The organism is Micromonospora sp. CNZ280, from assembly GCF_011759515.1.
Genome location: NZ_JAAOYP010000003.1, coordinates 438,196 through 460,253 on the forward strand (window position 1 = coordinate 438,196; position 22,058 = coordinate 460,253).

The 22,058-nt window shown below is 75.2% G+C and carries 16 protein-coding genes; 5 read left to right on the forward strand and 11 right to left on the reverse strand.

Going from position 1 to position 22,058, the window contains the following annotated elements; all coding sequences use genetic code 11:
• Positions 1-153: 153 nt before the first annotated feature.
• Together FHX32_RS23750 and FHX32_RS23755 are read right to left on the reverse strand one after the other, a co-directional pair.
• Positions 154-1,362 carry a sensor histidine kinase gene (locus tag FHX32_RS23750; RefSeq protein ID WP_167187378.1) on the reverse strand — a complete coding sequence of 403 codons (1,209 nt, stop codon included), beginning with the start codon at positions 1,360-1,362 and terminating at the stop codon, positions 154-156.
• The gene (locus tag FHX32_RS23755; RefSeq protein WP_167187381.1) at positions 1,359-2,027 is read right to left on the reverse strand and encodes a response regulator transcription factor; all 669 of its coding nucleotides are present in this window, start codon (positions 2,025-2,027) and stop codon (positions 1,359-1,361) included. Before FHX32_RS23755 ends, FHX32_RS23750 begins: the two co-directional genes overlap by 4 nt.
• 147 nt (positions 2,028-2,174) lie before the next feature.
• Here FHX32_RS23755 and FHX32_RS23760 point away from each other — a divergent pair, with 147 nt between their 5' ends.
• Positions 2,175-3,434 carry a peptidase C39 family protein gene (locus tag FHX32_RS23760; protein ID WP_486481290.1) on the forward strand — a complete coding sequence of 420 codons (1,260 nt, stop codon included), beginning with the start codon at positions 2,175-2,177 and terminating at the stop codon, positions 3,432-3,434.
• Position 3,435: 1 nt separating this feature from the next.
• Here FHX32_RS23760 and FHX32_RS23765 read toward each other — a convergent pair whose 3' ends face one another.
• Both FHX32_RS23765 and FHX32_RS23770 read right to left on the reverse strand, forming a co-directional pair.
• On the reverse strand, positions 3,436-4,725 hold the full coding sequence (locus FHX32_RS23765) for an outer membrane protein assembly factor BamB family protein (RefSeq protein WP_167187387.1): 1,290 nt from the start codon (positions 4,723-4,725) through the stop codon (positions 3,436-3,438).
• 76 nt (positions 4,726-4,801) lie between these two features.
• Positions 4,802-6,118, reverse strand: coding sequence for an outer membrane protein assembly factor BamB family protein (locus tag FHX32_RS23770; protein ID WP_167187389.1), 1,317 nt, complete (start codon positions 6,116-6,118; stop codon positions 4,802-4,804).
• A gap of 108 nt (positions 6,119-6,226) precedes the next feature.
• Between FHX32_RS23770 and FHX32_RS23775 the strand changes: the two genes are divergently transcribed.
• Positions 6,227-8,065: a DUF6311 domain-containing protein gene (locus FHX32_RS23775; protein ID WP_208419281.1), complete on the forward strand. Its 1,839-nt coding sequence runs from the start codon at positions 6,227-6,229 to the stop codon at positions 8,063-8,065.
• A gap of 21 nt (positions 8,066-8,086) precedes the next feature.
• Here the strand turns inward: FHX32_RS23775 and FHX32_RS23780 are convergent, their stop codons facing one another.
• A complete protein-coding gene (locus FHX32_RS23780) occupies positions 8,087-9,046 on the reverse strand; it encodes an SDR family NAD(P)-dependent oxidoreductase (RefSeq protein ID WP_167187396.1) in 960 nt (319 codons plus the stop codon).
• An 83-nt stretch (positions 9,047-9,129) separates the two neighbouring features.
• Here FHX32_RS23780 and FHX32_RS23785 point away from each other — a divergent pair, with 83 nt between their 5' ends.
• The gene (locus FHX32_RS23785) at positions 9,130-10,047 is read left to right on the forward strand and encodes an AraC family transcriptional regulator (RefSeq protein ID WP_167187398.1); all 918 of its coding nucleotides are present in this window, start codon (positions 9,130-9,132) and stop codon (positions 10,045-10,047) included.
• Positions 10,048-10,121: 74 nt separating this feature from the next.
• On the opposite strand, the gene FHX32_RS23790 is transcribed toward FHX32_RS23785, so the two are convergent.
• A complete protein-coding gene (locus tag FHX32_RS23790; RefSeq protein WP_167187401.1) occupies positions 10,122-11,918 on the reverse strand; it encodes a DUF6311 domain-containing protein in 1,797 nt (598 codons plus the stop codon).
• Positions 11,918-13,630, reverse strand: a complete 1,713-nt coding sequence (locus FHX32_RS23795) for a DUF6311 domain-containing protein (protein WP_167189167.1) — start codon at positions 13,628-13,630, stop codon at positions 11,918-11,920. Before FHX32_RS23795 ends, FHX32_RS23790 begins: the two co-directional genes overlap by 1 nt.
• Positions 13,631-14,200: 570 nt before the next feature.
• Between FHX32_RS23795 and FHX32_RS23800 the strand changes: the two genes are divergently transcribed.
• Positions 14,201-15,397, forward strand: a complete 1,197-nt coding sequence (locus FHX32_RS23800) for a hypothetical protein (protein ID WP_167187404.1) — start codon at positions 14,201-14,203, stop codon at positions 15,395-15,397.
• Between the two features lie 99 nt (positions 15,398-15,496).
• On the opposite strand, the gene dxs is transcribed toward FHX32_RS23800, so the two are convergent.
• From dxs to FHX32_RS23825, 4 genes are read right to left on the reverse strand one after another with little or no spacing between them, the layout of a single operon-like run.
• On the reverse strand, positions 15,497-17,452 hold the full coding sequence (dxs, locus tag FHX32_RS23805; protein ID WP_167187406.1) for a 1-deoxy-D-xylulose-5-phosphate synthase: 1,956 nt from the start codon (positions 17,450-17,452) through the stop codon (positions 15,497-15,499).
• Positions 17,453-17,463: 11 nt separating this feature from the next.
• The gene (locus tag FHX32_RS35385; protein ID WP_486481291.1) at positions 17,464-17,868 is read right to left on the reverse strand and encodes an anhydro-N-acetylmuramic acid kinase; all 405 of its coding nucleotides are present in this window, start codon (positions 17,866-17,868) and stop codon (positions 17,464-17,466) included.
• A 55-nt stretch (positions 17,869-17,923) separates the two neighbouring features.
• On the reverse strand, positions 17,924-19,159 hold the full coding sequence (locus FHX32_RS23820) for a class I SAM-dependent RNA methyltransferase (protein ID WP_167187409.1): 1,236 nt from the start codon (positions 19,157-19,159) through the stop codon (positions 17,924-17,926).
• The gene (locus tag FHX32_RS23825; RefSeq protein WP_167187412.1) at positions 19,152-21,230 is read right to left on the reverse strand and encodes an APC family permease; all 2,079 of its coding nucleotides are present in this window, start codon (positions 21,228-21,230) and stop codon (positions 19,152-19,154) included. The genes FHX32_RS23820 and FHX32_RS23825 overlap by 8 nt, the downstream gene beginning before the upstream one ends.
• Before the next feature lie 162 nt (positions 21,231-21,392).
• Here FHX32_RS23825 and FHX32_RS23830 point away from each other — a divergent pair, with 162 nt between their 5' ends.
• Positions 21,393-22,058 (forward strand): potassium channel family protein, encoded by a 666-nt coding sequence (locus FHX32_RS23830; protein ID WP_109900830.1) that lies wholly within the window; start codon positions 21,393-21,395, stop codon positions 22,056-22,058.

Genomic DNA, 22,058 nt, shown 5'->3' on the forward strand with positions numbered 1-22,058 from the left:
GAAGCCTCCGTGGTCGAGGCGCCCCGTGTGCGTGAGCGTCAGCCGGCGAGACGGGGCGCGGACGTCATGACGATGGACATTCGACGCACCCCCCTCCGACTTCGGGCTGACGGCATGATCCTTCCATCCGCCCGGCGGTGGCCGCAACCCCGGTCAGCGACTCCCCGCCGGCCCGGCGTGCTCCTCGGCGGTCACCGCCGGAGCCGCGTCCGCCGCCGGCAGCGTCACGGTCACCTCCAGGCCGCCGCCGGGCTGGGCGACGGCCTGCACGGTGCCGCCGTGCGCGTCGCAGACCGCGCGGACGATGGAGAGCCCGAGGCCGGAGCCGCGGGCGCCGGTGCGTTCCCGGCCGCCCCGGCGGAACGGCTCGAACAACCCCGGCACGTCGGCCGGGTCCACCTCGAACCCGGTGTTCCCCACCACCAGCCAGGACCGGCACCCGTCGGAGCCGGTGCGCACCCAGAGCCGGCCGTGCAGGTGGTTGTAGCGGACCGCGTTCTCCACCAGGTTGCCGGCCAGCCGGTCCAGCAGCCCGGGATCGCCGACCACCGGCGCCGACTCCAGCGAGGTCTGCACCCGCAGCCCGATCCGCTCCACCTCCCGGCGTACCGCCGACAGGGCGTTGGCGGTGCCGGCGGCCAGGTCGCACTCGGTACGCCGGCCGAGCCGGCGGCCGGCCTGCGCCTCGCTGCGGGCCAGCACCAGCAGCGCGTCGACCAGCCCGTTGGCCCGCTCGGAGGCGTCCCGGACGACGGTGGCCATCCGCCGGTACTCGGCGGTGTCCGCCTCGTCGTCGCTGAGCGTCACGTCGATCTCGGTACGCATCACGGCGAGCGGGGTCCGCAGCTCGTGCGAGGCGTTCGCGACGAACCGCTTCTGCGCCTCGAACGCGGCGGCGATCCGGTCCAGCATGGCGTCGAACGTCTTGGCCAGCTCGGCCACCTCGTCGTCCGCGCCCGAGTAGCCGATCCGCTGGTCCAGGGTGGCCTCGCCGAGCCGCTGCGCGGTGGCGGTGACCTGGTGCAGCGGCCGCAGCGCGCGCCCGGCCACCGCGTACGCCCCGGCGACGCCGACCACGCTGATCGCCAGCAGCGCGACCAGCCCCTTGGCCAGCAGCTCCGCGGAGGCGGCGTCGACCAGTTGCCGCTGCCACTGCCCGGCGTCCAGCGTGCGCCCGTCGGCCAGCACCACGGTGGTGCCGGGGAGCAGCTCGTCGGTCGGGCGCAGCGCGTCGCGGACCAGCAGCCAGGCCAGCAGGACCATGATCGCCCCCGCGCCGATCAGCAACACGCCGTTGAGCAGGGTCAGCCGCAGCCGCAGGGTGGGCCGTAGGCGGGGCGGGCGGCTCGTCCGCTCGCTCATGCCGGCACCTCGGCGGTGCGGTAGCCGGCGCCGACCACCGTCTCGATCAGCGGCGGGTCGCCGAGCTTCTTGCGCAGGGTCATCACGGTGACCCGGACGATGGTGGTGAACGGGTCGGTGTTGGCGTCCCAGACCCGTTCGAGCAGCTCCTCGCTGGAGACCACCGCGCCCCGTGCCTTGAGCAGCTCGCACAGCACGCCGAACTCCTTGTTGGTCAGGTCGACCGGCACGCCGCCGCGGGTCACCACCCGGCGGGCCGGGTCGAGCACCAGATCGGCCAGGGACAGCACCGGCGGCGCGGCCGGGGTGGCCCGCCGGCCGAGCGCCTGCACCCGGGCCACCAGCTCGTCGAAGGCGAACGGCTTGGGCAGGTAGTCGTCCGCGCCGAGCTGCAACCCCTCCACCCGGTCGGCCACCGTGCCGCTGGCGGTCAGCATCAGCACCCGGGTCAGCGTGCCGGAGGCGGCCAGTTCGGCGCAGATCTGGTCACCGTGCATCCCGGGCAGGTCGCGGTCGAGCACCACCACGTCGTAGCGGGTGACGAAGGCCAGCTCGTGACCGCTGTCGCCGTCGTAGGCGACGTCCACCGCCATGCCGCGCCGGCGCAACCCGCGCGCGATCGCGTCCGCGAGGTTCCGCTCGTCCTCGACCACCAGCACCCGCATCCCGGTCCTCCTCGCCGCTGACCACCCGACAACCTAGTGCCGGCCGCCAAACCAGCGTTTCGCGCCGTCCCGATCGGCCGCCATTGCAGAAAACCTTCGTCGTACGTAATGCTGCTGGCGGGAAACTACAGAACGGACGGATCTGTCATGACCGACGCGGCGGCCCGGCGGGACATCGCCTACCGGGGCTTCCAGCTGCCCGGCGACCTGGCCGACGGGGAGGCGGCCGGGGTACGCGCGGCGGCCGGGGGCCTGGCGCTGGCCGAACCGGCCGGCCGCCGGGAGCACCGACTCCCCGACGGCACGACCGCGATGTACGAGTGGGGCAGCTGGACCGCGCCACCGGTGCCGGTGGGCTTCGCCGTGCACGAGGTGGTGCCCTCCTGGACCGCCGACAGCCCGGCGGGCTGCTGGCTCCGGGTCGAGCTGCGCGGCTGGCACGACGACCGCCCGGCCACCGGCTGGTACCTGCTCGCCGACTGGGCCGCCGACGACGCCACGGTGCGGCGCACCTCGGTGCCCGGGCAGCGCGACGGCGACGCCCGGGTGGACACCGACACGCTCGTCGTCGGCGAGGCGACGGTCACCGGCTGGCAGGCCCGGGTGACCCTGTTCCGGCCGGCCGGCGCGGCGGCCGGCCCGGTGCTGCGCTCGGTCGGCGCGGTGGCCTCCGGCCGGCCGGTCGGCGCCGCGGTCCGGCCCCCGGCGGGTGGCCCGGACGCCCCGGGCCCGGACGGCGTCCGCCCGGCACCGGTGGCCCCGGCACCGGCCGGCGCACCCGGGCGGCGGCCCGGCTGGGGCACCGTGCTCGACGTGCCCCGCTACTCGCAGCGGCTGCACGCCGGCGAGCACGCGCACTGGGGTGGCGGGGGCGACTCCTGGTGCAGCCCCACCTGCACCTCGATGGTGCTCGCCTTCTGGGGCGCCGCCCCGGCCCCCGAGCGGTACGCCTGGGTGCGCCCGCCCGGCCCCCGCCCGGTGGTGGTGCACGCCGCCCGGCACTGCTACGACCACGCCTACGCCGGGGCCGGGAACTGGCCGTTCAACACCGCCTACGCCGGCCTGCACGGGATGGACGCCTTCGTCACCCGGCTGCGCTCGCTCACCGAGGCGGAGGCGTTCGTCGCCGCCGGCATCCCGCTGATCGTCTCCGCCGCCTTCCAGGCCGGCGAGGTGCCGGGGCTGGACTACGACACCCGGGGGCACCTGATGGTGCTGGTCGGCTTCACCGCGACCGGCCACCCGGTGCTCAACGACCCGTACGCCCCGGACGACGAGGGGGTGCGCCGCACCGTCGACCGGGACCGGTTCGAGGCGGTCTGGCAGGCCGGCAGCGGCGGCGTTGCGTACGTCGTCCGCCCGCCCGGGGTGCCGCTGCCGGCGGCCCCGGTGCAGGCCAACTGGTGACTCACGGCAGCCGCCAGATCCGCAACGTGTTCCCCGGCGCCTGGCAGACCAGCATGCCGGCCTGCGCGCCGCACCGCCGCGCCCAGTTGGGCAGCACGGTGAGCACCCGGGCCCGGGCGGCCGTGACGTCCAGCTCGGCCAGGAGCACCCGCCCGTCCGCCAGCCGGCGCAGCCCGTACCGCGGCTGGCCTGCCGGCCACTCCCAGAGCGCCTGCCAGCGGCCCAGCTCACCCAGCACCCGGCCGGTGGCCGGATCGAGCACCGCCAGCGGCCGGTCCTCCCGGTCGTCCGGCCGGCCCGTTTCAGCGAGCAGCCGGTCACCGACCAGTGCCAGGTGCGACCAGCGCGGGTCCGCCCAGCGGGTCCGGCCGGTCGCCGGGTCGACCGCCCGTACCCCGGTGTCGGGCCGGTGCAGGCAGATCGCCGGTCCGCACGGGCTCGCCCAGCCCGCCTGCGGGTCGGGTGGCAGGGCCCAGCGCCGGCGCAGCGACGGCACGTCGTAGCCGGCGATCCCGCCGGTCCCGTCGCCGACCAGCAGCGCGTCCCCGATCAGCTCCAGGTAACGGTTCCCGGCCTGCCCGATGCGCGGCAGGTCGGCCGCGCCGAGCCGGGCGCCGGTAGCCGGGTCGTACAGCTCCACCCGCCCTGTTGGGGAGACCGCGGCGACCAGGTCGACGGCACCGCCGGCGTACCGATAGGCGGCGAAGCCCTCGGCCACCGGCACGGACCAGCCCGGTTCCCCGGTGGCCGGATCCACCGCCCGCACCGTGTACCCCGGCCCCGGCCGGTGCGCTTCCAGCAGCACCCCGCCGCCGGCCACGGGCAGGGCCCGGCCCGGTCGGTGCCACCGCGGCTCGCCGCCATCCAGGGTGAGGGCGCTGGTGGACACGTCGTCGCCGTCGGGCGACCCGGTGCTGACCAGGAGCAGGTCGCCGTGCACGGTCAGCCCCATCGGGACGTCGTCGTCCGGCAGCGCCCGGCGCCAGAGCGGCTCACCCCCGGGCAGCCGGTACGCGACCAGCTCGCGGGCCGTGCCGTCGGTCGGCAGCAGCCCCTGCAGCACCAGCAGCCGGTCACCGAGCAGGACGAAGTCGGCCGGATCGGTCGCGGGCACGGTCACCGTCGGCGGGCCCGCCGGTGGGGCCGCCCCGGCGGTGAGCGTGCCCAGGGCGAGCAGCAGCGGCAGCGCCACCCGCCACCAGCGGGCCGGCGGCCGGGGCCGGCCGGCAAACAGCTCGGGCTCGGGGCCGCGCGGCCGCTCCCCCAGGTCGATGACCATGTCGCCGCTCATGCCGGCACTCCACTGTGCTGCGTGCCGCCACGAGGCACCACCGCGCTGAGCCTGATGACTCGCTCACTCCGCTCGCTCATGCCGGCAGCCGCCGCACCAGGAAGCCGTCGCCCGGTCGACGGCACAGCATCAGGTCCCCCTCGAGCTGGCAGTCCCCCGCCACGTCCCGGAGCACGTCGTGCCCTCGCGCCCGGGCGGTGGCGGGGTCCAGTTCGGCGACCAGCAACCCGCCGCCGGGTACCGGCCGGGTCCCGACGACCCGGTCGTCCACCGACCGGGACGGCACCAGCTGCCAGGCGCCGAGGTCGGCGAGTTCCCGGCCGGTCGCCGCCTCCACCACGACGACCCGGTCCGCCCCCGACGGGGTCGGCGCGAACGCGAGCATCGCGCCACCCCGCTCGCTCGGCAGGGCCGTGCGGCTCGCGTCACTCCACCGGAGGAGGCCGGTGGCCGGATCGACCGCCCGGATCCCGCCGGTCCGCCCGCCCGCGCAGAGCAGGGCACCGCACGGGTAGAGGTAGTCCACCAGCGGCAGCTCCGCCTCCCAGCGCCGCCGTAGCCCGTCCAGGTCGTACGCGGTCACCCGCCCCGCCGGTTGCCGCACCACCACCAACAGGTCCCCAGCGACCTGCGGGTACACGTCCGACTGCTCCTGCCCGCCCGGCTCGCCCAGCGGCAGCTCGTTCCGGCTGACCAGCGCGCCGGTGCCGGCGTCGTAGATCTCCACCCGCCCGCCGTCGATGACCACGACCTGCTCGATCAGGCCGTCGCGGCCCCGGTACTGCGCTCCCCGCAGCGGGACCGGCAGCAACCACAGGGCCCGGCCGGAGGCGAGGTCCACCGACCGGAGCGTGCCAGCACCGTCGCGGCCATTGGTCTCCAGCAGCAGCCGGCCACGGGTGTCCAGCCGGGCCAGGCCGGGCTGCTGCCATCGCGTCCGCCCGGTCTCGGCGTCGAGGACGATGGTGTCGCCCTGGGAGCCGTCGAATCCGGCGACGGAGAGCAGCACCGCCCCGTCCCGGGCGTGGAATCCCCAGAGGTCGCCGCCCCTCGGCATCGGCACCCGCCACAGCGGCGCGGGCCGCTGCGGGGTGGCCGTCGCCCGCTCGGGCAGCGGGTAGGCGAGCAGATCGCGGCTGCCGTCGGTGACTCCCTCCGCCGGCCGCACGACGTAGAGCCGGTCACCGGCGAGGAAGGCGCGCGCGGAGGCGGGGCCGGGCACGACGGCCGTGACCCGGCCCGGCGGCGGGGCCGCGCCGGCCACGACCGCCAGTACCAGCGCGAGCATCAGCGCCGTCCGCAGTGGACGGCCGGCCGGCCGGAGCCGGCGGGGTCGCGCCGTCCACTCCGGCTCCGGCGCGTCACGCAGCTCACCGAGGTCGATCAGCGTCACGTCGTCCTCCCCGTCGGCCCGCGCCCGCCCGGCAAACCGGCCGTGGCCGTACCGGGCCGGCAAATGCGACGCATCACGCCTGTACGATGGCGCGTCGTGGCTGCGCCGATGGTAGACCCCGCACCGACCCGAGTCGCCGACCCAGTCGCGGAGCGGCCGTCCCGGCGCTCCCGCTGGCGGCCGGCCCGCGCCGACCTGCTGGCCGTGGCCGCCTACCTGGCGCTCGGCGTCCTCGTCTGCCTCAACTACTGGGTGGACGTGCAGCACCGGGTCTCGTCGCACCTGCCCACCGACCACAGTTGGTTCGAGTGGCTCTTCTCGCACGGCGCGTACTCGGTGCGGCACCTGGAGAACCCGCTCTTCACCACCCGGCAGAACGCCCCGGACGGGGTGAACATGATGGCGAACACCTCGCTGCTCGGGGTGACGCTGCCGCTGGCGCCGCTGACCATGCTGCTCGGCCCGCAGGTGATGTACGCGCTCTACCTGGGCGCCGCGCTGGCGGCGACCGCCGGCACCGGGTACTGGGCGCTCTCCCGGCACCTGGTGCGCTCCCGCGCGGCGGCCTTCGTCGGCGGCGCGTTCCTCGGCTTCGCGCCCGGCATCGTGCACCACGCCAACGGCCAGCCCAACTTCGTCTCCAACTTCCTGCTGCCGCTGATCGTGGTGCGGGTGCTGCGGCTGGGCGAACCGGGCCGCTGGCGGCGCAACGGCGTCGTGCTCGGCCTGCTGGTCGCGTACCAGATCTTCATCAACGAGGAGATGCTGCTGCTCACCGCGCTGGCCTGCCTGGTCGTGGTGGTGGCGTACGCGGTCATGCGGCCGCGCCGGGCGTGGGCGATGGCCGGCACCTTCGCCGCCGCGCTCGGCGTCGGCGGCGGGCTGGCGCTGCTGCTCACCGCGTATCCGATCTGGTTCCAGTTCACCGGCCCGCAGTCCTACCGGGGGTTGCAGGGCGGGGTGTTCCACAACTGGGGCGAGGACCTCAAGGCCTTCGTCACCTTCGCCCGGGACACCGTGGCCGGTGACGAGGCGGTGGAGCAGACCATCGGGCTGACCGAGCAGAACACCTGGTTCGGCTGGCCGCTGGTGCTGCTGTCGCTGGTGGCGCTGGTGCTGCTGGTCCGCCGCTGGTTCGCCGCCCGGATCCTGGCCGTGCTGGTGGTGGTCTTCACGGTGGCCTCGATCGGCCCGAAGGTGCGGTTCGACGGGGTGGAGACGGAGACCGACGGCCCGTGGGCGTACATCCCGGACGACCTGCCGCTGGTCGAGATGATGATGCCGACCCGGCTGGCCCTGGTGGTGGTGGCCGCAGTCGGCGTGCTGCTCGCGCTGGCCTGGGAGGCGGTGTCCGGGGCGGGCCGCCCGCCGGTGCCCGCGCAGCGCACCGACGAGGCGGACGCGCCGACCCGGCCGCGCCGCCGCTGGCTCCGGCCGGTCGGCTACGCCGCAATCGCGCTGGCCGTGCTGCCGCTCGTCCCGCGTCCGCTGCCCGCGCAGCCGGTCGACCCGCCGCCGCACTTCATCACCGCGGGCGGCTGGCGGCCGTACGTGCCGCAGGGCCGCACCCTGGTGCCGGTGCCGATCCCGAGCAACGTGCACGGCCTGCCCACGCTGCGCTGGAGCGCGCTGACCCAGCACGCGTTCCCGATTCCCGGCGGCTACTTCATCGGCCCGAACGAGCTGGGTGAGGGCGTGTTCGGGGCGCCGAACCGGCCGACCAGCAGCCTGATCTACACCACCATGGACAAGGGCGTGGTGCCGGCGCTGACCGAGGAGAACCGCCGCCAGGCGGTCGAGGACCTGCGCTTCTGGAAGGCGTCGGTGGTGGTGCTCGGGGCCCACCCGCGCGAGGCGGTGCTGCGCGAGCTGATGACCGCCCTGCTCGGCCCGCCGCAGCGGGTCGACGACGTGTGGCTCTGGGACGTCCGCCCGCTGGTGCCCTGACGCCGACCCGCGCCCCCGCGCTCAGCGGGCGGTCAGCGCCCGCTCGGCGTACGCCCAGAGCCGGTCGGCGGCGGCCGGGTCGACGGCGTGGGCGGCCACCCCGCCGGTGGCATCCGGGCCGCCGGCCACCACCGCCGCCTCCTGGTTGTCGTCGAAGTACCGGCCGGTGACCCCCTCGACCAGCGGTGACGCGGCCAGCAGCACGGTGGTAGCCGCGCCCTGGGCGGGCGTCTTGTAGTACGGCAGGTCTACCCGGTTGCCCGCCTCGTCCAGCACCCCGAACGCCCGCAACGTGTCGTCGTCCAGGTGGCGCTGCAGGTTGGTGTTGATGTAACCGGGGTTCAGGGCGTTGGCGGTGATGCCGTCGGCGGCCCAGCGCCGGGCGATGCCCGCGGCGAGCAGGACGTCCGCCGTCTTCGACCGGCCGTAGGCCGACCACGGGTCGTACATCTGCCGCTCGAACTGCGGGTCGGCGAAGTCGAACGCCTCCCGCAGGTGCGCGCCGGAGCTGACGACCACCACCCGGGCGGAGCCGGTGGCGCGCAGGTTGCCGTGCAGGCCGCGGGCGAGCGCGAAGTGACCGAGGTAGTTGGTGCCGAGTTGGAGTTCCCAGCCCTGCGGGGTGAGCTGCCGGGTCGGGATCGCCATGATCCCGGCGTTGGCGACCAGCGCGTGCAGCGGGCCGTCCCAGGCCGCGACGAAGGCGTCGACCGAGGCCAGGTCGGCCAGGTCGAGGGCGGCGGCCCGGACGCTGCCGGGGCCGGCGAACTCCGCCACCAGGGCGTCGGCGCGGGCCGGGTCGCGGGTGGCCACGGTGACCTCCGCCCCGGCCCCGGCCAGGGCCCGGACGGCCGCCGCGCCGATCCCGGAGGCGCCGCCGGTGACGATCATCCGGCGGCCGGTGAGGTCGACGCCGGCGAGGATCTCGGCGGCGGTGGTGCGGGCGGTGTACGGGGTGGTCAGGCGTGCCGTGGCTGTCATGACGACAACGCTAGGGACGCCACCGCTGGACTGCCTATAGTCTAGGATCCGCCACTCTTTAGCGATAGTCCGGGAGGTGCCGGGTGGACCCGTTGGAGGACGTGCTGGCGCTGCTCGCCCCGACGAGTCGGGTGTCGTCCGGTCTGGCCGCGGGCGGACGCTGGGCGCTCCGGTTCCCCCCACCGGCCGGGGCCAAGTTCAACGCGGTGCAGCGGGGTCGTTGCTGGCTCCGGGTGGACGGCCTGCCCGACCCCGTCCGCCTCGCCGAGGGTGACTGCTTCCTGCTGACCCGGCCCCGGGCGTTCACCCTCGCCAGCGACCCCGACCTGCCGGCCGAGCCGGCGCAACCCGTCTTCGCCGCGGCCGTCGCCGGCGTGGCCCACGCCGGCGACGGCGACGACGTGCTCCTCATCGGCGGCGCGTTCTCCTTCGCCGAGCGGGCCAACGCCCTGCTGCTGGACAACCTGCCACCGGTCATCCACGTGCCCGCCGGCACACCGGAGGCCGCCGCCGTGCGCCGGGCCGTCGGCGAGATCGACGCCGAGCTGCGCCGGCGGCCGGTGGGGGCCACGCTCGTCGCCGAGCACCTCGCCCTGGTCATGCTGATCCGGATCCTGCGCCTGCACCTCGCCCAGGACGGCGGTGGCCGGTCGGGCTGGCTGGCCGGGCTGGCCGATCCGGCGGTCGGCGCGGCGCTGCGGGCGATGCACGACCGGCCGGCCCATCCGTGGACGGTGGCGGAGCTGGCCCGGGCAGCCACCGTCTCGCGGTCGACGCTGGCGGCCCGGTTCAAGGAGGTGGTCGGCAAGGGCCCGCTGGAGTACCTCACCGAGTGGCGGATCGAACTCGCCGCCGACCGGATCCGGCGCGGCGGCGAGACACTGGCCACCATCGCCCGGTCCGTCGGGTACGGCTCGGAGAGCGCGCTCAGCGTCGCCTTCAAGCGGACCACCGGGCGCACGCCGCGCGCCTACCGCGGTGAGCGGACCCGCTCCGGCTGAGTCTCCGCCCGGCCGGGCCGCCGACCTCGCCGGCCCGGGCGCGGGGCACGGCCGGGCCGGCGGGCGCCGCCCGGTCAGCCGACGAGGGACCGCACGTCCCAGACCCAGGCGCCGGCGACCTCCCGGCCGGGGCCGAGCAACTGGTCCACCGTGCGGCGCACCGGGTCGCCCCGGTGCAGTCCACCCTGGACGACCACGGCGGCCCGCCAGTGCCGCAGGTCCTCGACCGCCCGGCGGCGGTCGGCGTCGGTGACCACCGGCACCTCGCCGGTCTCGGCGACCCGGCGCAGCAGCACCGAGGTGGGCCGGTCCGGAGCGCCCCAACGCGCCGCCGGGTCGTCGGCCGACCGGGGGCCGATGAAGTAGCCGCCGGGCGCGTCGAAGGCCAGCCCGGTCCGGGCCGACCAGAGCATCGCCGGGCTCAGGCCCGCGCCGGTCACCGGCGGCACCGGCACCACGGTGCGGCCGGCCGGCACGGCCGCCCGCCAGCCGCCCTCGGCCACGTACGCCGGCACCGGCCACGCCGGCACGGTCCGGATCGGCGTCGGGGTCAGCGGAAGCAGCGCGGCAGCCACCGCGCCGGTCCACAGCAGCCGCACCGGCGCCCCGGCCGCCGGACCGGCGTCGGCCGCCGGCCGGAGCGACCGGACCCGGTCCAGCGAGAGGGCGAGCAGGATGCCCAGCACCGGTACACAGACCAGGGACAGCCGGGCCGGCACCGCCAGGTCCAGCAGCGGCAGCCCGGACACCAGCCGGTACGGCCCGGGGATGCCGGTCGGGGTGCCGTCCAGCCGGATCTGTTCACCGAGCGAGAGCAGGGCGAACAGCACGCCGCAGACGGCCAGCGCCTGCACCAGCGGCCGGCGCCACAGCCAGACGACGACCACCACGGCGAGCACCAGCAGCCCCGGGCCGAAGAACGAGTTCTCCTCGGTCGGGTTCGGCGACAGCAGGCCGGGCAGGTAGTCGTCGCCCAGCACGGTCTGCCGGGCCGACGCGGTGAACGAGGCTGCGTCCAACTGGTAGCCGTGCGCGTGGAAGGGCATCCCCCGGTAGTGGCCGGGGCCGAAGAACTGGAACCACAGCGGGTACGCCAGCACCGCCACCGCCACCGCCGCGCCGATCCCGATCCGGGCGAACATCGCGGGCGCCAGCCGGCGGGCCGACGCCCGGTCGGCCAGCGCGTACGCGACCACGAACACGCCGGCCGCCAGGGCCACGAAGACCAGCACCTCCTCGCCGAGGAAGACCTGGTAGGTGACGGTCAGGCCGAGCAGCACGCCGGAGCGCCAGACCCGGTCGGGCGCCGGCCGGAACACCAGCGCGAGGATCACCGGCACCAGGAACTGCGCCGCCATGTGCAGGTGCGCCCCGGCCTGGGCCACCATGCCCGGGGCGAAGCCGCAGCACAGCCCGCCGACGGCGGCGGCCACCCGGGAGTCGACCAGCCGGCGGCGCAGCAGCACGTACCAGGCGGTCGCGGTGCCGGCCAGACAGCACACGACGGCGGTGAGGAAAGCCGCCTGCGAGCCGAACAGCAGGGTGACCGGGGTCAGTGGCACGCCGAGGCCGAGCACCGAGGTGTTGGCCATCAGGTTCACCCCGTCCGGGGCGTTCAGCGCCGTGCTGTGCAGCGGGTTCTCCGCCTCCACCACGGACCGGGCGGCGCGGGCCAGCATCCACTCGAAGAGAACCTGGTCACCGGCCTGGTGGAACAGCCGGTCCGGGCGCCCCCACTGGCCGCTGGTGAGCAGCACCGCCAGCGCGAGGTAGCCGGCGACCACCAGCAGGTCCGGCCGGCGGACGACCGGCCACCGGCGTCGGCGGGCGGGCGGGGCGTCGGCGGGTGCGGTGGTGGTGCCGACCGCCATCAGGCCGGCTGGTCGGTCAGCGCCCGAACGTCCCAGACCCAGACGTCCAGCTCCCGGCGGCCGGGGCCGACCAACTGCTCGACGGTGCGCCGCAGCGGCTCCGCGTGGTGCTGGCGCACCGGCAGCACCAGGATGGCCGCCCGCCAGTGCCGCAGCTCGTCCAGCGACCGGCGGCGCTGCCGATCGTCCAGTTTGGGGGTACGCCCGGTGCTCGCCACCTCCTCCAGCAGCTGACCCAACCCGCTCGGGCGACCGCCGAAGCGCCCCGGGTCGCCGGTGTTGCCGTTGCGCGGGGCGAGGAAGTAGCCGCCGGGAATCTTGAAGTCCAGGTTGGTGGCCGCCGCCCAGCGCATCCCGTTCGTGTTGCCCATGCTCGGCACCGGGATCGGCACCAGGGTCTGGTCCGGCCCGACGTAGCCGCGCCAGCGGTCGGCGGTGATGAAGTCCGGCACCGGCGGGCGGGAGGTCATGTGCAGCGGCATCGGCGCGATCGGCAGCAGCGCCAGCACCAGCCCGGCGACGGTGAGCGTCCGCACGGTACTCCGGTCGAGCGGCAGGGACCGGGCCCGCTCGACGGCGAGCGCCAGCAGCACGCCGATCACCACGCTGGTGATCAGGCCGAACCGGGTGGGCACCACCGCGTCGAGCAGCGGCAGCCGGACCAGCCACTCCCACGGCCCGGTGAACAGCTCCCGGTCCCACCAGGACACCCGCTCGCCGAGGGAGAGCACGGCGAAGAACACCCCGGTCGCGGCGAGCGCCCGGACCAGCGGTTCGCGGCGCAGCCAGAGCACGATGCCGACGGTGAGCAGCCCCAGGCTCCAGCCGAAGAAGGCGTTCTCCTCGGAGTAGTTCGGGGCCAGGTTGACGTTGGCCCGCTGGTTGCCGCCGATGGTGGGCGAGCCGGGGGCGACGAAGGCGGCGATGTCGTTGCCGTAGTCGCGCACCGCGTCGCTCAGCCCGTGGTACGCCATCGGCCCGCCGAACTGGATGTAGAGCGGGTACGCCAGCAGCGCGCCGGCGAGCACCGCGCAGACCGCCAGGCCCGCGCCGAGCGGCCGCCACGCCGCCGACCAGAGCGCGGGCCGCTGGACCAGCACGGCGAGCAGGAAGACCCCGCAGGCCAGCGCGGTGAAGAGCAGGATCTCCTCGTTGATGAACGCCTGCGCGGTGACCATCAGGGCCAGCAGCACGCCGTCGCGCACCGGCCGCCTCGACCGGGTGAGCACCAGCACCCGCCAGACGATGAACGGCAGCAGGAACTGGCTGATGATGTTCGGGTGCCAGCTGGCGTGCGAGAGCATGGCCGGCGAGAACCCGCAGAACCAGCCGCCGACCACCGCGGCCAGCGGCGCGCGTACGACGTGCCGGGAGAGCATCACGTACCAGGCCGTGGCGGTGCCGGCGAGGCCGAGGGTGACCAGCACCACGAAGGTCACCGCGGGGCCGAACAGCAGCGTCACCGGCACCATCGGGATGCCCAGCGCGAGGATGGCGGTGTTCGCCATCAGGTTCACGCCGTCGGGGTAGTTGAACTGCTCGGTGAAGAACGGGAACTCGCCGTGCAGCACCACCCGGACCGAGTGGGCGAGGAAGAACTGCACCTGGGCCGGGTCGCTGCTGTAGAGCGGGGCGACCCGCCCGGCCGGGTCCACCCAGATCTGGCTGGTCACCCAGAGCGCGGTGAGCAGGAAGAGCCCGAAGACGGCCAGGTCGGTGCGGCGGCGGCGCCACCACCGGGGCCGGGGCGCCGCCCCGGCGGACGCCTCGCCCTCGCTGTCCGCCGCCGGCTCGACGGCGGCCTGCCCCGGCTCGACGGCGGGAGCCCGGTCCTTCTCCGGCCCGGTGGGCGCGGTGGGCGCGGTGGCCGGCTCGGCCCCACCCACGCCGGGGTCCGTGGTGGACGGTGCCGGCAGGGTGCCGACCCCGGCGCGGGCCGTCCCGTTCGGGGCCGGCGCGCCGTCCGGGGCGGGCTGACCGTTCGAGGTGCCGCCGTTGGCCGGGTGGCCGTTCGCCGTGCCGCCGCCGACGGTCACCGGATCGGACGCGGTGGTGGCGTCGGATTCCGGCGAGGACTCGGCGCGGGTCTCGGCAGGCGTCACAGTCGGCGGAGTCTACCGGAGCGGGAAAATGTCCCCAAAGACACTGCGAGGTCCCTTGTGGTGGCTCGCGCCGGGCCCGGTGGCGGCGGTGGGAACGGGGACGAGGCGCCGCGTCCGGGTGACCGGACATCTCGTACTATGGCGCTTTCACGACGGCAGCTCGACCGAGGGGGCGTACAGGTGGCTCCAGCCCGCCGGCGCGGCACGACGGCCACCGCACTGCTGACCCTGCTGCTGACCGCCACGGCCTGCGGCCCGGTGGCCGACCGGCAACAGCCACGCGAGCTGCGGGTGGGCTACGACAGCCGGGACGGCTCGCTCGCCGTCTGGCCGCCGCGCGGCACCCTGGCCGGCGACGCCGCGGTGACCGCCGCGGTGACCGCGGCGGTGAGCGACTGGCGGTCACCGGTCGACGACCGGGTGCACCTGCCCACGTCCGGCATCCTCTACGCCGGCGAGGTGGACGGCGCGCCGCTCGCCCTGGTCGCCGCGGACGTGCCCGGGGAGAGCGCCTCCTGGCTGCTGCAACTCACCCGCGACGGCGACCGGTACGCGGTCACCCGGGCCACCGAGTACACCGACCCCGGCTACCTCGTCTACTCCGACGTGCTGCCGGTGCAGACCGCCGGCGGCCGGCGCTACCTCACCTCCGCCCGGGTGCAGCGCCTGCTCGGCCCGGACGGCAAGGCGTTGACCGGCACCGACGGCCTCACCGGGCCGGTCGACGTGCCGGCCTGCCGGGCGGTGGCGGTGACCGCCACGCTGCGGTCCACCGAGTCGCTGCCCCGGGGCCGGGCCGCCGACCGGCTGCTCGACCTGGGCACCGGCACCGCCGAGCCGCGCTACCCCCTGGTCAGGGACGAGAGCGGGTCGGGCAAGCGGGCACTGGCCGGCCTGGACACCTGCGCGCTGGCCGGCGAGGAGGGCCCGTTCGGCAGCATCTCGCGGCGGATCGGCGACCGGGACGCGCCACGCTCGGTGCCGTCGTCCTGGCCGATGGAGAAGGTGACCGTCCGCACCCTCGGCGAGGTGGCGCTCGGCGGCGGCGAGCCGGCCGAACTGCAGCAGCTGAGCTGGGAGACCGCCACCGGCCCGATGACCGCGGTGGTCTACCGGCCGGCCGACGGCGGTCCGGCCGTGGTCTCCCCCGCCGACCAGGCCAGTCCGTTGCAGACGTACCTGCTGCCGGTGCCGGGGCAGCCCCTGGTGGTGCTGAGCTGGCGGGCCACCCGGGACAGCTCCCTGTCGGTGCCACCGGGCACCCCCCGGCTGGTGGACCGGCCGGGGCTGACCGTGGTGCCGAAGCCGGCGCGCAACGAGACGTTCAGCCTGGCCGGTTCGGGCAAGACCCACTACCGCTCGGTCGGCGGCCGCTGACCCACGCCGGCCCGGCCGGCCCACGCCCGGTCGACCGATCCTGACGAACGTCGACGGCGGCGTCCCCGGTGACCCGGGGCCGCCCGCCGTCGGTGGCGCTCAGTTCGAGGCGGCCGCGTCGTCGGCGGAGAGCCCGACCGGCTCCACCGGCTCGACGTCGAGCCGGGAGATCCAGCCGGTGACGTCGCGGGCCACGTCCTGCGCGGTCAGGCCGAGGTCGGCCAGGATCTGCGCCCGGGTGCCGTGCGGGTGCCAGTCGGCCGGTACGCCCAGGTCGCGCAGCGGCACCCGGACGTCCGAGTCCCGCATCGCCTGGGCGAGCGCGTCACCGACCCCGCCGACCCGAACGCCGTCCTCGACGGTGACCACGAGGCGGTGCCCGGCGGCCAGCTCGACCAGCTCGGCCGGGATCGGGCGGACCCAGCGCGGGTCGACCACGGTGACCCCGTAGCCCTGCTCGGCGACCCGGGCGGCCACCTCCATGCCCAGCTGCCCGAAGGCGCCCACCGCGACCAGCAGCACGTCGGTACGCGCCGACTCGGCCAGCACGTCGACCGAACCGACCCGGCGGACGGCCGGCAGGTCGGCGGCCACCGTGCCGGTCGGGAAGCGCACCACGGTGGGGCCGTCGTCCACGGCCACCGCCTCGCGCAGCTCCTCGCGGAGGGTGGCGGCGTCCCGGGGCGCGGCGATCCGCAGCCCGGGCACCACTCCGAAGACCGACATGTCCCAGATGCCGTAGTGGCTGGGGCCGTCCGGGCCGGTGATCCCGGCCCGGTCCAGCACGAAGGTGACTGGCAGCTTGTGCATCGCCACGTCCAGCAGGACCTGGTCGAAGGCGCGGTTGAGGAAGGTCGCGTAGACCGCCACCACCGGGTGCAGCCCGCCCAGCGCCAGCCCGGCGGCCGAGGTGGCCGCGTGCTGCTCGGCGATGCCGACGTCGTAGGTGCGCTCCGGGTACTTGCGGGCCAGCGCGGCGATGCCGGTCGGCTCGGCCATGGCGGCGGTGATGCCGACCACGTCGGGACGCTCGTCGGCGATCGCGACCAGCTCCTCGGCGAAGACGTGGGTCCACTTCACCGACGGGGCGGCGACCAGCTTGCCGGTCTCGATGTCGAAGGCGCCGCCGGGGCCGTGCAGGCAGTCCGCCTCGTCCTCCTCGGCCGGCCGGTAGCCGTAGCCCTTGCGGGTGACCGCGTGCACGATCACCGGGCCGCCGAAGTTCTTCGCCGCGCGGAGCGACGACTCGACCGCCGACACGTCGTGCCCGTCCACCGGGCCGACGTACTTGATGCCGAGGTCCTCGAACATCGCCTGCGGGGCGACCGCGTCCTTGATGCCCTTCTTGACCGCGTGCAGCACCTCGTACATCGGCTTGCCGACCAGGGGGGTCGAGCCGAGCGCGTCCTTGACGGTGTCCAGCACCTTCTCGTAGCCGGGGTTGAGGCGCAGCGAGGAGAGGTGGTCGGCCAGCCCGCCGATGGTCGGCGAGTAGGACCGGCCGTTGTCGTTGACCACGATCACCAGCGGGTTGCCGCTGGTGGCGATGTTGTTCAGCGCCTCCCAGCACATGCCGCCGGTCAGCGCGCCGTCGCCGACCACCGCCACCACGCTGCGCGACTCGCCGCGCAGCGCGTACGCCTTGGCCAGGCCGTCGGCGTAGGAGAGGGCGGTGGAGGCGTGCGAGTTCTCGATCAGGTCGTGCTCGCTCTCCGCCTGGCTCGGGTAGCCGGAGAGCCCGCCGCGCTGGCGCAGCCGGTCGAAGCCGGCCTGCCGCCCGGTCAGGATCTTGTGCACGTACGCCTGGTGGCCGGTGTCGAACAGGAGCCGGTCCCGGGGGGAGTCGAAGACCCGGTGCATGGCCAGGGTCAGCTCCACCACACCGAGGTTGGGCCCGACGTGCCCGCCGGTGCGGGAGACCTTCGCGATCAGGAAGTCGCGGATCTCGGCGGCGAGGACGTCCAGTTCCTCGGCGGACATCCGCTTGACGTCCTGCGGACCGCGTACGGTGGCCAGCAGCCGGCCCGGGGCGGCCGTGTCCTGTTCAACACTCATGACCGGAGAGTCTATCGGCCGTCCGGTACTCCGCAGCCCGGGCCGAGCCCGCCCGGCCCCCACCGCCGGGCTGAGCGCCAGCTCAGGACCGGATCCGCAGCCGGCGCGGCGGGGTGGGCGGGACGGCGTCGCGGGCCGGCCCGGCCGGGGTCCAGGAGCCGAGCACGGCGGCCCGGGTGGCCCCGGTCACCGACGGCAGCGCACCGGGCAGCCGGTGCCAGGAGAGCCAGCCCAGCAGGGCGAACGCGTACGCCTCGCAGCAGCGCGCAGATCTCGGCCCGCAGCTCGTCGTCGTAGTTCAGCTCGCGGTGGCCGAGCGGGCGCAGCCACAGCGTGTCGCCCTCGACCTCGAACTCGGCGGCGGCCACGTCCACCCCGTCGTAGGAGGTGCCCGACATCAGCCCGACGATCTTCACCGGGCCAGGCTAGCGGCACGCGTCGGCGTGGTCACCCGGGGAACCGGAGGCCGGCTCAGTCGGGCGGCAGCAGCAGCCCGACCAGCTCGACGTGCTGGGTCATCGGGAACAGGTCGAAGCCGCGCAGCGTGGCCAGCCGCCAGCCGAGCCCGGCGAAGGTGCGCACGTCCCGGGCGAAGGCCGCCGGGTCGCACGCCACGTACGCCACCGCGCGCGGACCGGCGGCGGCCAGCTCGCGCACCACCCGGGCACCGGCGCCGGAGCGAGGCGGGTCGAGCACCACCACGTCGACCGGACCGGTGATCCGGCGGCGGGCCAGCGCGGTCTCCACCCGGGCCGCCACCAGCTCGACCTGGCGCAGGTCGCGCAGGTTCTGCCGGGCCGCGGCCACGCCCTGCGCGGCCGACTCGACCAGGGTGACCCGCCCACCGGGGCCGACCCGGTCGGCCACCGCCGCGGCGAACAGCCCGGCCCCGCCGTAGAGGTCCCAGGCCGACTCGCCCGGCCCTGGCTCCAGCGCCGCCAGCACCGCGCCGACCAGCGTGTCCGCCGCTGCCGGATGCACCTGCCAGAAGGCGGACGCGGGCAGCGTCCACTCCCGGCCGGCGGCCACCTCGCGCACCTCGGCCGGCCCGCCGACCGGCGTGGCGACCCCGTCGGCGACGGTGGAGACGGTGACGTCGCCACCGGTGGAGGCGACGGTGTCGACCGCGTCCGCCTCCGGCCAGCGCGCCCCGCTCGGGGTGAGCACCGGCAGCTCCTGGATCGCCGGGTGGGCGATCAGGCAGCGGTCGATCGGCACCACCTCGTGCGAGCGGTGCTTGAGCAGGCCGGCCCGGCCGGCCGCGTCGACCGCGTAGCGCACCCGGGAGCGCCAGCCCAGCGGGCCGCCGGGCAACGCCTCGACCCGCACGCCCAGCCGGTCCAGCTCGTCCGAGGTCAGCCCGCCGAGGCGGGTGAGCTGCTCGCGCACCACCGCGGCCTTCCACTCCAACTGCCCGGCGGGGGCGACATGCTGCAGGTCACAGCCGCCGCAGCGGCCCGGCTTCGCGTACGGGCAGGGTGGCTCGACCCGCTCCGGCGCGGCGGTCAGCACGCTCACCGCGTCGGCCCGGGCGAAGCCCTTGTGCACCTCGGTGACCTCGGCGACCACCCGCTCGCCGGGCAGCGCGTGCCGGACGAAGACCACCTGGCCGTCCACCCGGGCCACGCAGTGCCCGCCGGGGGCGACCGCCCCCACGGTCAGCTCGATTCGCTCGGCCTCCTCCAGGCCCCGCCCCGACTCAGTCACGGTTGGCCCCGGCGGTCCGGCCGCCCTCGCCGGGCTCGTCCACGCCGAGCGGCGGCACGGCCGGCGGCAGGGTGCTGCGCGGCACCACCCGCGGGCCCCGGGCCGGGCCGCGGGTGAGCGTGGCGTCGAACCGGTCCAGGTTCTTGCTGGCGGTCGACTCGAGCTGCCACGGCACGCTGGTCACCATCACCCCCGGCTCGAAGAGCAGCCGGCCCTTGAGCCGCAGCGCGCTCTGGTTGTGCAGCAGGTTCTCCCACCAGCGGCCGACCACGTACTCCGGGATGAAGACGGTGACCACGTCGCGCGGGGACTCCCGACGGACGCCGGCCACGTAGTTGAGGATCGGCCGGGTGATCTCCCGGTACGGCGAGTCGATCACGGTCAGCGGCACCGGCAGCTCCCGCCGCTCCCACTCCTCCTGCAGGTCCCGGGTGTCCTTGTCGTCGACGTTGACGGTCACCGCGGTCAGCGTGTCCGGCCGGGTGGCCCGGGCGTACGCGACGGCCCGCAGCGTCGGCTGGTGCAGCTTGCTGACCAGCACCACGGCGTGGTTGCGGGCGGGCAGCACGGCCCGGCCGCCGTCCGGCGGGGTCAGCTCGGCCGCCACCCGGTCGTAGTGCCGGCGGATGGCCAGCATCAGCAGGTAGATCACCGCCATCGCGGCGATCGCGATCCACGCGCCGAGCAGGAACTTGGTGACCAGCACGACGACCAGCACGGCGCCGGTCATCGCCATCCCGAAGGTGTTGATGGCCCGGGAGCGGAGCATCCGCCGCCGGGCCTCCGGGTCCCGCTCCGTCTTGAGGTGCCGGTTCCAGTGCCGGATCATGCCGGCCTGGGAGAGGGTGAACGAGACGAACACCCCGACGATGTAGAGCTGGATGAGCTTGGTCACCTCGGCCTGGAAGCCGACGATCAGCACGATCGCGAAGGCGGCCAGGAAGACGATGCCGTTGGAGAAGGCCAGCCGGTCGCCCCGGGTGTGCAGCTGGCGGGGCAGGTAGCGGTCCTGGGCGAGGATCGAGCCGAGCACCGGGAAGCCGTTGAACGCGGTGTTCGCGGCCAGGAAGAGGATCAGCGCGGTGGCCCCGGCGACCACGTAGAGCAGCACCGAGCCGGAGCCGAAGACCGTCTCGCCGAGCTGGGTGGTGACGGTCTTCTGCACGTACCCCTCGGGGCCGGCGACGATCTGCAGGGCCGGGTCCTCGACGAACTGCAGCCCGGTGAGCCGGGACAGCCAGATGATGCCGACCAGCAGACTCACCGAGATGGCGCCGAGCAGCAGCAGCGTGGTGGCCGCGTTGCGGCTCTTCGGCGCCTTGAACGCCGGCACCCCGTTGGAGATCGCCTCCACGCCGGTGAGCGCCGCCGCGCCCGAGGAGAAGCTACGCAGCAGCAGGAAGACCAGGGCGAAGCCGGTGACGCTGTGCTCGGCCTGGATCACCAGGTCGGCGCTGGGGGCGCGTAGGTCGTCGCCGAGCACGAAGATCCGGATCAGGCCGGTGAGCAGCATCCCGCCGACCACGATGACGAAGCCGTAGGTGGGGATCGCGAAGGCCGTGCCGGACTCGCGCAGGCCGCGCAGGTTCATCGCGGTCAGCAGCACCACCGCGAGGACCGCGATGAGCACCTTGTGGGTGGCCACGAACGGCACCACGGAGCCGAGGTTGGCCACCCCGGAGGCGACCGACACCGCGACCGTCAGCACGTAGTCGACCAGCAGCGCGCTGGCCACCGCCACCCCGGCGCGCGGCCCGAGGTTCACCGTGGCCACCTCGTAGTCGCCGCCACCGGAGGGGTAGGCGTGCACGTTCTGCCGGTAGCTCGCCACCACGGTGAGCATCACCACCACCACGGCGAGGGCGATCCACGGCGAGAAGAGGTACGCCGACGCGCCGGCGATGGAGAGGGTCAGCAGGATCTCGTCCGGCGCGTACGCGACGCTGGAGAGCGCGTCCGAGGCGAAGACGGGCAGCGCGATGCGCTTGGGCAGGAGGGTGTGCTGGAGCCGGTCGGACCGGAACGGTCGACCGACGAGCAGCCGCTTCAGCAGCGAGGTGGGACTGGCCACAACCGCCAAGCGTACGACGCGCCGTCCGGGACCACCGGGGTGGTCGATCACCCCCGGCGACCCCGGCGGAGTACCGTCGGTCCCCGCCCCTGCCGGGAACGTGGCAGGCTCGCAGACACACGCCCGATCCGGCGGGGCGGGGTGGCACCTTGGGAGGGCAGCGTGCACGTCGTGATCATGGGGTGTGGCCGGGTCGGCTCGACCCTCGCCCACAGCCTGGAGTCCCGGGGGCACTCGGTGGCGGTCATCGACCAGGACGCCGACGCCTTCCGCCGGCTCGGCCCGGACTTCGCCGGGATCACCGTCACCGGCGCCGGCTTCGACGGCGAGGTGCTCCGCCAGGCCGGCATCGAGCGGGCGGACGCGTTCGCCGCGGTCTCCAGCGGCGACAACTCCAACATCATCTCGGCCCGGCTGGCCCGGGAGACGTTCGGGGTGTCCCGGGTCGCGGCCCGGATCTACGACCAGCGCCGCGCGCAGGTCTACGAGCGCCTGGGCATCCCCACCGTGGCCACCGTCCGGTGGACCGCCGACCGGATGCTGCGGCACCTGGTGCCGGAGGGCAACGTGGAGATCTTCCGCGACCCGACCAGCACCGTGTCGATCGTCGAGGTGCCGACGCACAAGGACTGGATCGGCCGCCCGGTGCGCGCCCTGGAGGAGGCCACCGGAGCCCGGGTGGCGTACCTGAGCCGCTTCGGCATCGGCACGCTGCCCACCACGTCCAGCGTCGTGCAGGAGGGTGACCAGGTCTTCATGCTGGTCACCGACGACATCGTGGCAACGGTCACGTCGGTGGCGGCAGCGCCGCCGGAAGGAGTGCACTGA

What these genes read in the sequence shown, in the direction of transcription:
- FHX32_RS23790 (WP_167187401.1), bottom strand. Translation starts at nt 11,918, where the DNA reads ATGGCGGTCGGCACCACCACCGCACCCGCCGACGCCCCGCCCGCCCGC.
- FHX32_RS23775 (WP_208419281.1), top strand. Translation starts at nt 6,227, where the DNA reads ATGGTAGACCCCGCACCGACCCGAGTCGCCGACCCAGTCGCGGAGCGG.
- FHX32_RS23755 (WP_167187381.1), bottom strand. Translation starts at nt 2,027, where the DNA reads ATGCGGGTGCTGGTGGTCGAGGACGAGCGGAACCTCGCGGACGCGATC.
- FHX32_RS23765 (WP_167187387.1), bottom strand. Translation starts at nt 4,725, where the DNA reads ATGAGCGGCGACATGGTCATCGACCTGGGGGAGCGGCCGCGCGGCCCC.
- FHX32_RS23780 (WP_167187396.1), bottom strand. Translation starts at nt 9,046, where the DNA reads ATGACAGCCACGGCACGCCTGACCACCCCGTACACCGCCCGCACCACC.
- FHX32_RS23750 (WP_167187378.1), bottom strand. Translation starts at nt 1,362, where the DNA reads ATGAGCGAGCGGACGAGCCGCCCGCCCCGCCTACGGCCCACCCTGCGG.
- dxs (WP_167187406.1), bottom strand. Translation starts at nt 17,452, where the DNA reads ATGAGTGTTGAACAGGACACGGCCGCCCCGGGCCGGCTGCTGGCCACC.
- FHX32_RS23760 (WP_486481290.1), top strand. Translation starts at nt 2,175, where the DNA reads ATGACCGACGCGGCGGCCCGGCGGGACATCGCCTACCGGGGCTTCCAG.